The organism is Nocardiopsis sp. NPDC058789 (genome assembly GCF_042745575.1).
In the GTDB taxonomy this organism is placed as follows: domain Bacteria; phylum Actinomycetota; class Actinomycetes; order Streptosporangiales; family Streptosporangiaceae; genus Nocardiopsis; species Nocardiopsis eucommiae.
This window is the reverse complement of sequence record NZ_JBHYOW010000001.1, coordinates 404,313-415,804: the sequence shown is the minus strand read 5'-3', so window position 1 is coordinate 415,804 and position 11,492 is coordinate 404,313. Positions and strand designations below refer to the sequence as shown.

Sequence of the window (11,492 nt, the reverse complement as noted above, 5' to 3'; positions counted from 1 at the left end):
GCCCGTCCGCGCGCGCACCCCGTCGACGGAGCCGGGGGCCGGTGCGGACGACCGAAGGGGTGCGATCCGTGACCTATCTCCTGGGCCTGCGCATGCGGGACCGCGACGTCCTCGTCGTCGGAGGCGGGAGGGTGGCCCAACGCCGGGTCCCCGTCCTGCTGGAGGCCGGTGCCCGCGTCACCCTGGTCTCCCCCGAGGCGTCCGCCGCGCTGGAGGACCTCGCCGACGCGGGGCGCCTGACCTGGCACCGCCGCGCCTGGCGCCCCGGGGACGTCAGCGGACCGGGTGCCCCCGCCTACTGGCTCGTGCACGCCGCCACCGACTCCCCGGAGACCAACGCGGCCGTCACCGAGGAGGCCGAGGCGTCCCGGATCTGGAGCGTCCGTGCCGACGACCGCCACGCCTCCTCCGCGTGGACCCCGGCCAGCGGCTCCGCCAACGGTGTCACCGTGGGCGTCGTCGCCTCGGGTGACCCCCGCCGCTCCGCCGGGCTGCGGGACGCCGTGGTCGACGGTCTGGCCGACGGCACCCTGGACGCCCGACGCGGGCGCGAACGCCTGCGGGGCGTCGCCCTCGTCGGCGGCGGACCCGGCGACCCCGGTCTCATCACGGTCCGGGGCCAGCAGCTGCTCTCCCAGGCCGACGTCGTGGTGGTGGACCGCCTCGCCCCCACCCCGCTCCTGGACCGCCTCCCTCCGGAGGTCGAGATCGTGGACGCCTCCAAGGTCCCCTACGGCCGTTCCATGACCCAGGAGGACATCAACGCCGTCCTCGTCGAACGGGCCCGCGAGGGCCGGTTCGTGGTCCGACTCAAGGGCGGGGACCCCTTCCTCTTCGGGCGCGGGGGCGAGGAGGCCGCCGCGTGCGCGGCGGCCGGGATCCCCGTGATCGTCGTCCCGGGTGTGACCAGCGCCCTCGCCGGCCCGGCGAGCGCCGGGATCCCCGCCACCCACCGTGGTGTGGCGCAGGACGTGCACGTCGTCTCCGCGCACGTCGCCCCCGGCGACGAACGTTCCACCGTGGACTGGGCCGGGCTGGCCAGGGCGGGCGGGACCGTGGTCGTCCTCATGGGAGTCCAGCGCATCGAGGCCATCGCCGCCGCCCTCGTCGAGCACGGGCGCTCCCCGGACACGCCCGCGGCGGTGGTCCAGGACGCCACGCTGCCGGGTCAGCGAACGGTGACGGGTACGCTGGCGGACATCGCCGCCTCGGTCCGATCGGCCCAAGTGCGGCCGCCCGCCGTGGTGATCATCGGAGAAGTGGTCAAAACTGCGCGGGATCTTGACATACTGCACACGGGAGTCCAGTTCGAGACCGATCGACTGGCCACCGGGCGCGATCTTCAGTGAGACCCCCGTGGCGGTGCGCGCGAGCCACGCCGCCGGGGGATTCCCAGTACCGATGAGGAGGGCCTACCGATCATGACCCGGCCGTCGGCCGCACCGAACGCCTCGGGCGAGGGTGCCTCGGACCGGTTCGGAACCGGACCGGACGCCGCCTCCGCCCCGCCCGCCGCACCGGGCCCCGCATCCGCGCCGCTGGCCGGAGTCCCTGAAAGCGAGCGCCGGGGGCCCACCGTCCCCGTGCCCGTCAGGCCCGCCAAGCACCGCGCCCCCACCAACGAGGACGACCGCTTCGAGCAGGTCCTGGAGTCACTGCGCAAGCAGATCCGGGACCTGGAGTTCGCCGAGGGACTGGCCGGAGCCGAGGAGGGGCGGGTTCTCCAGGCCGACGTCCTGGCCCAGCTCTCCGACTACGTGCTGCCCCGCGTGCGCCGCCCCGACATCCCGCTGCTCATCGCCGTCGCCGGTTCGACCGGCGCGGGCAAGTCGACCCTGGTCAACAGCCTGGTCGGTGAGCAGGTCACCACCACCGGCGTGCGCAGGCCCACCACCAACAGCCCGGTGCTGGCCTGCAACCCGGCCGACGTGGACTGGTTCAGCGAGGCCTCCTTCATCCCGTCCCTGCCCCGTGTACGCCAGCAGGGTCTGGCGATGCCCGGCAAGGACGGCATGCTGGTGCTCGCCGCCACCGAGGCCATGCCCCCGGGCGTCGCCCTGCTCGACACTCCCGACGTCGACTCCGCCGTCGCCGCGCACCACGAGTTCGCCGCCAAGTTCCTGGACGCGGCCGACCTGTGGGTGTTCGTCACCACCTCAGGCCGGTACGCGGACGCCCGTGTGTGGGAGTTCCTCCAGGTGGCCCGGGACCGCGACACCTCACTGGCGGTCGTGCTCTCCCGGGTGCCCCGCAAGGGACGCCGCCAGCTGCTGGACCACTTCGGCGCCATGCTGGAGGCCAACGGTCTGGGCGCCGCCGCGCGCTTCGCGATCCCGGAGACCGACCAGATCGAGGGTGAGCGCTTCACCTCCAACGTCGCCGACCACATCCGCGAGTACCTGGCGGACGTGGCCGGCGAGGCCGAGCAGCGCGACCGGGTGTCCCGACGCACGTTCATCGGGGTCATCGACAGCTTCCGCTCCCGTGTCCCCGAGCTGGCCCGCCAGGTCGAGGCGCAGATCGAGACCGGGCGTTCGCTGGGCGCCTCCGTCGACGACGCCTACGCGGGCGCGACCGAGCGGATCGACACGGCCCTGGGAGACGGCTCCCTGCTGCGCGGCTCGCTCCTCGCCCGGTGGCAGGAGGTCGCGGCCAGCGGAGAGCTCGCCAAGAGCCTGCGCCTGCGCGGCAAGAAGGCCCGCAAGGGCCGTGCCGAACAGGCCGAGCGCGGCCAGCGGGTCAGCGCGCTGGAGCGCGCCGTACGCGACTCCCTGGAGGCCCTGGTGGTCTCCGCCAACGACCGTGCCTGGGAGCAGATCGAGGAGCAGTGGCGGGAGGTCCCCGGCGGCGGTGAGCTCGTGGACCGCGCCCTCGACCAGCCCGGCAGGGGCCTGATCGCCAAACAGGTGCGCCAGGAGATCACCGAGTGGCAGCGTGAGATCGCGGAGATGACCGCGGCCAACGGTGCCACCAAGAGGTCAGTGGCCCGCTTCGTCACCTTCGACCACGACGTCGTCGCCCTGGTCCTCATCATCGACCTGCTCGGCTTCGAAAGTTCCCACTCCGGAGGCGGCGCCCGCGCGGCCGACGCCTCCGGCCCATCCCCACAGCGCCTGCTCAAGGGGCTGTTCGGCGCCCAGTCGTTGCGCAGCATCGGCGGGTCGGCGCGGGAGAACCTGCGCCAGCGGGTCCTCGGGCTGCTCTCCCACGAGCGCGTGCCCTTCGACCACGCCCTGTCCAAGGCGGGCATCCCGTCCGACGACAGCGCCGTCCAGCTCTATCAGGCCACGTACAACCTTGAGATCGCACGATGACAACTCAGTGGAACCCCGCGCACGCGGGGGGCACCGGCCCGGACCGTGACCGAGCCGAGGGCGAGGAGCGCGAGGGCGCGCCCGCCGGGCGGGGTACGGACCAGCGCGGCTCCGCCGCACGGGGTTCCGCCGTGAGCGGACCGTGGAACGACGGTCCCTCGCCGGCGCGGGACCCGGACCGGTCCGCCGAAGACGAGGACCCCACTCCCTACCAGAGCGGCCCCTGGCGCGGCTACACGATGCCGGTGCCCGAGCACCCCGAGCACGCCGAGGAGCGTGAGCGGGCGGCCGAGGAGAACCCCACCTCCGCCTACGACCCGCCCGCCTACGACGGGATCACCGGCTACCCGGACCCGTCCGGAGCCGGTGCCGTGCAGGCCGCGTCGCAGAGGACCGCTCCCTCGGAGGACACGGACGAGGAGGGGACCGGCACCGACACCGACGACGGCGCCGCGCCGGACCCCCGGTCCGAGTCCGCCGAGTCCGCGGGGGCCCGTCAGCGGAGGTTCGGACGCCACGCGCGCTCCTCCTCCCCGGGGGCCCAGGACACGGAGGCGAACGGGGCCGCGCAGAGACGCCGTCAGGGCGACGACGACCACGACGACCCGGACGGGCTCGCGGGCTGGGTCGGCAGCCTCACGGAGGCGGCCGACGACACCCGGATCGCCGGACGCCACACGGGCAGCTTCCCGGTGATCACACCGGAGACCGAACGCCCCGACGAACAGGGAGAACGCACCCGGAACGGGGGCGGCAAGGACGGGCGTACGCGCGGCGGGCGCGACCGGACCGAGGGTGGACGCGGCGATCGCGCCCGCAGCAGGCGGGACCGGATCGACGCGGGTCGGGACGGTGTCGACGGCACCGACGGGGACGAACGGGAGCAGGACGAGCAGGCCCCCGAGGGCGAGGGGACGCCGCGTCGCCACACCTCCCGTCCGGAGCCCGGTCCGGCACGTCCCTCCACCGCCACCTGGGTGCCCGAACCCGAGGACGAGAGCACCGAGGCCGGGGAGGACTCCGGGGAAGCACCCGAGGCCGCCCCACAGGGGGCCGCCGAGACCGGGTTCGACCTGCTCGACGGCGACGGCACCGGTGCCGCGCGGACGGCCACGGTCCCGGTGGGCCCCGCGACCTCCGGCACGGAGGGGTCCGCCGACACCCAGGAACCGGCGGAGGCGGCCGACGACGGCCCCGAACCCCTGCCCCGCCGGGTTCCCGGACCCTCGGCGGTCTCGGGCGCCTTCCGGGCGATCGGTGCCGACACCGTCGCTCCGGAACCGGTCTCCGACTCCGTGCCCGCACCGGCGGGCTCCGCTCCCGAGGAGGACGACGACGAGGAGTACCGCCCCACCAGTGGCGACCACTGGCAACCCACCAGCACCACCAGCCGCGCCGAGCTCATCGAGCGGCTGGACGCGTTGAGCACCCTGACCGAACTCGGCCAGGGCGACCTCCCGGAGAAGGTCCTCGGCCAGGCCGGGCAGCTGCTCGACCACGCCGGGGCCCGCCTGCGCCTGTCCGGCGACCACACCGTGGTGGCGCTGGCCGGAGGCACCGGAAGCGGGAAGTCCTCGCTGTTCAACGCTTTGTGCGGGCTCGAACTCTCCCAGACCGGCGTCACCCGTCCCACCACCTCCAAGGCGCACGCCTGCGTGTGGGGGCACGAGGGCGCCGACGCGCTGCTCAGCTGGCTGGGGGTCCCCAACCGCTACCGCCACTCGCGCACGGGGGTCCTGGACACCAGCAACTCGGAGCTGACCGGGCTGGTCCTGCTCGACCTGCCGGACCACGACTCGGTCCGCAGCCTGCACACCGCCGAGGCCGACCGGCTCATCGGCTCGGTGGACCTGCTCGTGTGGGTGCTCGACCCGCAGAAGTACGCCGACGCCGCCGTCCACCACCGATACCTGGCCAAGATGGCGGGGCACGGGGCGGTCACCGTCGCGGTGCTCAACCAGGTGGACCGGGTGGCCCCGGACGAGCTGGAGGAGCTCCTCACCGACCTGCGCCGCCTTCTGGAGACGGAGTCCGGGGTGCACCCCAGGGTGATCACGACCTCCACCGTCACCGGGCAGGGCATCCGTGACGTGCGCGAGTTCCTGGGGGAGACCGTCGTCGAGCGCCGGGCCCTGGTCGACCGTCTGGTCGCGGACCTGGACCAGGTCATCGCGCCGTTCGAGGAGTTCTACGGCGAAGGGGAGGTGCCCGCGACGGTCTCCGCCGAGGTGCGGTCCCAGGTGCAGGAGGGCCTGGCCAACGCGGCCGGGGTCACGGCCGTGGCCGACGTGGTGGAGACCAACGACGTGCGCCGGGGCAGGCGCAGGGTCGGCTGGCCGGTGGCCCGCAGGGCAGCCAAGCTGCGCAAGGATCCGCTCGCCGCCGTCCAACTGGACTTCCTGCGCCGGGACGAACCGGGTGTGGGCGGACCGGTCGACGCGCACGAGGCCGAACTGGAGACCGCGCTGGGCGAGGCGGCGGACCAGGTGTCCGAGGGGATGCCCGGACCGTGGCGCCGGAGGATGCGCGCGGCGGCCCGCAGCGGGGTGGCCGAGCTGCCGAGCGAACTCGGCGAGGCGGTCTCCGGCGCGGTCGGGGACCCCGACAGCAGCCCCTCGTGGTGGCGGATGGCCCGGACCGTGCAGTACGCGTTGCTCGCGGTGGCCGGAGCCGGTGTCGCCTGGGCCGTGGTGTCCCTGCTGAGCTGGCTCGGCGGCGGTATCACCGGGCTGCGGGCGTTCGACGATCCGATCTTCGCCGCCTACGCGGGCGCCGTGGTCGTGGCCGGTCTGCTGGTGGGCTGGCTGACCGGGGTGGGCTGCGGGAACCTCGTGGAGGTCGCCGCCGTCCAGCGCCGCGAGGAGGTGGAGCGCGCGGCCCAGACGCGGGTCCGGGAGATCGCCGGACTGCGGGTCGTGGCTCCGATGGAGGAGGAGCTGGCCCGCTACCGGGCCTTCCGGGCCGCCTACGAGGTGGCGCGGGTCCAGGAGTGAGTCCCGGCCCCGGCGGTCCGCACGGACCGGGCGGAGCGGTGAGACGGGGCCGGACGACGGGAGGGCCGGTCGGGGACGCGCCCCGGCCGGCCCGGTGAGACGGGGACGGGCGGCATGGACCGCCGGTCCCCGTCTCGCGTCATGGAGGGGGACCTACGTCCAGTTGACGACCTTCTTGGCCATGTGATGCTCCTTCGGTTGAGTGCTGAGAACTACTGGATCATCGGGCGGTCGGCACGGCGGACGGCAGCGAGAGGCGGACCGGCCAGCTTCTGGCCGAAACCGGCGATGCCCTCTGGCAGGATGCCCTACAACGTGACGCTAACCAACCCCCCTGGAACACAGGGTGACCACTAAGGTAGCCTCGGCCTGCGGGTCACATACAATAGGCGATTAAGTTATTACCCAAAGTAATGTAAAGTGAGGGGGGTGTACTTCCCAGTCGCCTACCAGGGATGATGCGGGTTCCCTGGTCACCGAGTGGCACCGTGAGGGAACGCGGGGCGAGTCCGGTTCGTCGAAAGGAGAACCGTGAGAGGCGGTGAGCGCATCAGAGTCGAGTGCGGGGGTCCGGAGGCCGCGGGTGACACAGGGAGGGAGGAGGGAACGGTGAGCATCTCGGAGAAGCCGATGGCGGCCGAGGGCGTCCCTTTCGGGGAGCGCCGGTCCTGGCCGATCTTCCAGCAGCCCCTGGGCATGGTCCTGTTGTTGTTCCTGCTGGTCTTCGTCGCGTTGTTCCTCTTCGGGGTGGCCGCCGCGCAGACGGTTCCCACCATCTCCGACCTCTCCCTGTTCCTCGCCCTGGTGATCTCCGCGGTGGTGTGCGTCGAGGCGATTCGCCGGATCGACCTCCCCGCCGGAATCACCCGCGACCTCCTGGGAGCCTGGTGGTTCCCCGCGATGCTCCTGCTGCCCCCGGTGTACTCGCTCCTCATCCCGGTCCCCGCCTACCTGCTGCTCCAGCGCCGGAGCAGGCGCACGCTGCCGCACCGGCGCGTCTTCAACGCCGCCTCCATCGGAGTCTCCGGGTTCCTCGCCTCGGTGGTCTGGCACGGCACGCAGGGCGGACTGCTCGCCGGGATCAGCGGACTCCCGAACGCCCACGAGTCCCTGCTCTCCCTCAGCGGCGTGGTCCTGGCCCTGGCCTGCTGCGCGGGGTTCACCGTCATGAACACGCTCCTGGTGTTCCTTGGCACCAGGCTCAGCGGCGGGTCGGACAGCATGCGGACCATGTGGGACCGCGAGGCCTTCCTGGTGGACTCGGCCGAGTTATGTGTCGGCGTCACCGTCGCCATCCTCGCGCAGCTGTCGATGTTCCTCCTGGTCATCGCGGTTCCGCCGGTCCTGTTGCTCCAGCGGAGCCTGGTCTACCAGCAGCTCCAGACCGCCGCGCGGACCGACCCGAAGACCGGCCTGCTCAACGCCCCGACCTGGGAGCAGGAGGCGGCCGCCGAAATCGTCCGGGCCCGCGCCACGCGCGGCCGTGCCGCGGTGCTCATAGTGGACATCGACCACTTCAAGCGAGTGAACGACAGCTACGGCCACCTCTTCGGTGACCAGGTCCTGCTGGGCGTCGCGACGACCATCGCCCAGCAGCTGCGCCAGTCGGACCTGCTCGGCCGGTTCGGCGGTGAGGAGTTCGTGGTCCTCCTGCCCGGCGCCGACGTGACCGAGGCCTGGCAGGCGGCCGAACGGCTGCGCTCGCAGGTCGGGCGGATGGAGATCGCCGTGGAGGACGTCCAGGTCTCCATCACCATCTCGATCGGCGTCGCCGTCGCTGGTGACCACGGCAACGACCTCGTCGAACTGCTGACCGCGGCCGACCTCGCGCTCTACCGGGCGAAGGAGACCGGCCGCGACCGCGTGTGCCTGCCCGCCGGGCGCTCCGAGGTGTCCGGGCAGATCCCCGGCCCCCGAGAGGGACAGATCACCGACCCCGCCAACAGCCCGGGGGAACCCTTCTGATCCGCTGACCGGCGAGGAGGACGCGGCTCCGGGCGAGTTGTCCACAGGCCCGCCCCACCGGTTGCGCCGCCACCCCCGGTGACCGAACGTGGAACCATGCCCGGTGAACAGCACGACCCCACCGTCGGCCCCCACGACCCCACCGTCGGCCGCCACGACCCCACCTCCGCTCCACTGCGCCTGCGTACCCCCACCGACCTCCTCGCGGCCCTGCCCTACCTGGTGCACCAACCGCTGGACGACGCGGTGGTCGCCCTGGTGCTCAGGCAGGAGAGCGTCCTCGGGGTCCTGTACGGCGGACTCGACCACCTGGACCACGTCCTGACCCCGGACCGCAGCGGCCGGGCGGCGGTGGACGCCGCGCTGGGCGAGGGCGGCGGTGCCCTGCTGGTGGCCGGTTTCGGTCACTCCGCGCGGATCACCCCGCACGTGCGCGCGCTCCTGCACGAGGCCCGCGCCCGGGGACTCCCCGTCCTGGAGGCGCTGCGGGTGGCCGGGGACCGCTACTGGTCCTACCTCTGCCACGACCCCGACTGCTGCCCCGCCGAAGGGAGGCGCTTCGACCCGGACGCGTCCCCGGTCCCGGCCGGGGCGGTGGTGCGCGGACTGGTGCCGGTCGTCCGGGATCCCTCCGCGCGGGTCGGGTTCCTGCTGGAGCCCGTGCACGCGTCGGTGCGGTCCGAGGTGGCCGAGGAGGCCGCCGCCGAGGAGGAGCGCCTGGGCGGCGCCGACCAGGTGGAACGGCACACCGCCGTGGTGCTGGAGACCCTGCGCGAGGAGGCGCGTCACCGGGTCACCGCCCCGGCGGCCCTCGCCCGGCTCGGCGTCCACCTCACCCGCGTTCCGGTGCGGGACGCCGTGTGGACCCGCATCACCCCGGAGACCGCCGCACTCCACGTCCGGCTCTGGTCCCGGGTGGTGCGCCACGTCCCGGACCGCCACCGACCGGCCCCGGCCGCCCTGCTGGCCGTGGCCGCCTGGCAGGAGGACGACCTCGATCTGGCCCGCGCCGCCGTGAACGTGGCACTGGAGGCGGAGCCCGGGTACGCGATGGCGGTACTCATGGCCCGCGCCCTGGAGACCGGGCTGCCCGCCGAGCGCTGGCGGGGCTTCCTGGCCGCCCGCACCGACGACGGGGACGTCCCCGAGGACCCGGAGAGAACCCCGCGTCACGTGGGGGACTGGTGTCTCCGGCACCGCGCTCCCGGCACCGCGTCCCCGGCACTGTGCGGCGACTCGTCCACGCCGCCCACGGACGTGCCGGTCCGGCGGATGTGGGTGCCGCGTCCCCCGTACCTCTTCGCGATGTTGAGCTGCCGAAGGGTCGCGGACCGGGGGACACGGGAACGTGTGGAGGTCTCGGTGCCCTCCGCCTGAGTCCGTCGCACGAGGGCCGAGGGGATCGGGGCCCTGGGTGCCCTCTGCCCGGTGACCCTTCCCCGGGGTCCTCCGGCCGGTACCGCCGCGCACCCTGATCGCCTGTGATGGCGGGGGCACCGGCCCGGACGCCCTAGGCTTGGAGGCATGCCGGAGTACATCTACACCATGCAAAACGTGCGCAAGGCGCACGGCGACAAGGTCGTCCTTGACAATGTCTCGGGGTCGTTCCTGCCCGGAGCCAAGATCGGTGTCGTTGGCCCGAACGGGGCGGGTAAGTCGACGCTGCTGAAGATCCTGGCCGGCATCGAGCAGCCGTCCAACGGTGAGGCGCGGCTCATGCCCGGGTTCACCGTGGGTCTGCTCGCCCAGGAACCGCGGCTCGACGAGAGCAAGACGGTCCTGGAGAACGTCGAGGACGGCGTCGCCGAGACCAAGGCGATGCTGAACCGCTTCAACGAGATCGCCGAGCAGATGGCGACGGACTACTCCGACGACCTGCTCGAGGAGATGGGCAAGCTCCAGGAGCAGCTCGACCACCGCAACGCCTGGGACCTGGACAGCCAGCTGGCGCAGGCCATGGACGCCCTGCGCTGCCCGCCCGGGGACGCCTCCGTCACCCAGCTCTCCGGTGGCGAGAAGCGCCGCGTGGCGCTCTGCAAGCTCCTGCTGGAGGCCCCTGACCTCCTGCTGCTGGACGAGCCCACCAACCACCTGGACGCCGAGAGCGTGAACTGGTTGGAGCAGCACCTGTCCAAGTACGCGGGCACCGTCATCGCGATCACACACGACAGGTACTTCCTGGACCACGTCGCCACCTGGATCCTGGAGCTGGACCGCGGCCAGTTCTACCCCTACGAGGGCAACTACAGCACCTACCTGGAGACCAAGCAGGCCCGCCTGAAGGTTGAGGGACAGAAGGACGTCAAGAAGGCCAAGCGCCTCAAGGACGAGCTGGAGTGGGTCCGCTCCAACGCCAAGGCCCGCCAGACGAAGAGCAAGTCGCGTCTGGCCCGCTACGAGGAGATGGCCGCCGAGGCCGACAAGACCCGCAAGCTGGACTTCGAGGAGATCCAGATCCCGCCGGGTCCGCGTCTGGGCAACACCGTGGTCGAGGTCAAGAACCTCACCAAGGGCTTCGAGGACCGGGTGCTCATCGAGGACCTCAGCTTCTCGCTGCCGCCCAACGGCATCGTCGGCATCATCGGTCCGAACGGTGTCGGCAAGACGACCCTGTTCAAGATGATCGTCGGTGAGGAGACCCCGGACGAGGGCAAGATCACCGTCGGTGACACGGTCGAGATCTCCTACGTCGACCAGTACCGGGGCCGGATCGACGACACCAAGAACGTCTGGGAGACCATCTCCGACGGGGAGACCTTCATCGAGGTCGGCAAGGTCGAGATCCCCAGCCGCGCCTACGTCGCCGCCTTCGGTTTCAAGGGCTCGGACCAGCAGAAGTCCGCCGGTGTGCTCTCCGGTGGTGAGCGCAACCGGGTGAACCTGGCGCTCACCCTCAAGCAGGGCGGCAACCTGCTGCTCCTGGACGAGCCCACCAACGACCTGGACGTCGAGACCCTCGGCTCGCTGGAGAACGCCATCCTGGACTTCCCGGGCTGTGCCGTGATCACCTCCCACGACCGCTGGTTCCTGGACCGCGTCGCCACCCACATCCTGGCCTGGGAGGGCGGCTCCTCCTGGTTCTGGTTCGAGGGCAACTTCGAGTCCTACGAGAAGAACAAGGTCGAGCGCCTCGGTCCGGAGGCCGCGCGCCCGCACGCGGTCACGCACCGCAAGCTCACCCGCGACTAGTCACGGGTGCGTCGTCAGGGCCCCGCCGACC

At 72.5% G+C, this 11,492-nt stretch carries 6 protein-coding genes; all 6 read left to right on the top strand.

Features of this window, described 5'->3' with window-relative positions:
* The first annotated feature begins 68 nt into the window (after positions 1 to 68).
* The 6 genes from cobA (at position 69) to ettA (ending at position 11,461) form a co-directional block, all read left to right on the top strand.
* Positions 69 to 1,349: a uroporphyrinogen-III C-methyltransferase gene (gene cobA / locus ACFW3L_RS01815; protein WP_378735219.1), complete on the top strand. Its 1,281-nt coding sequence runs from the start codon at positions 69 to 71 to the stop codon at positions 1,347 to 1,349.
* 72 nt (positions 1,350 to 1,421) lie between these two features.
* The gene (locus ACFW3L_RS01810) at positions 1,422 to 3,314 is read left to right on the top strand and encodes a dynamin family protein (RefSeq protein ID WP_378735217.1); all 1,893 of its coding nucleotides are present in this window, start codon (positions 1,422 to 1,424) and stop codon (positions 3,312 to 3,314) included.
* Positions 3,311 to 6,307 (top strand): GTPase, encoded by a 2,997-nt coding sequence (locus ACFW3L_RS01805; protein ID WP_378735215.1) that lies wholly within the window; start codon positions 3,311 to 3,313, stop codon positions 6,305 to 6,307. Before ACFW3L_RS01810 ends, ACFW3L_RS01805 begins: the two co-directional genes overlap by 4 nt.
* Positions 6,308 to 6,916: 609 nt before the next feature.
* A complete protein-coding gene (locus ACFW3L_RS01800; protein WP_378735212.1) occupies positions 6,917 to 8,272 on the top strand; it encodes a GGDEF domain-containing protein in 1,356 nt (451 codons plus the stop codon).
* A 96-nt stretch (positions 8,273 to 8,368) separates the two neighbouring features.
* Positions 8,369 to 9,649, top strand: coding sequence for a DUF4192 domain-containing protein (locus tag ACFW3L_RS01795; RefSeq protein WP_378735210.1), 1,281 nt, complete (start codon positions 8,369 to 8,371; stop codon positions 9,647 to 9,649).
* Between the two features lie 147 nt (positions 9,650 to 9,796).
* Positions 9,797 to 11,461: an energy-dependent translational throttle protein EttA gene (gene ettA / locus ACFW3L_RS01790; protein ID WP_378735208.1), complete on the top strand. Its 1,665-nt coding sequence runs from the start codon at positions 9,797 to 9,799 to the stop codon at positions 11,459 to 11,461.
* Positions 11,462 to 11,492 lie beyond the last annotated feature (31 nt).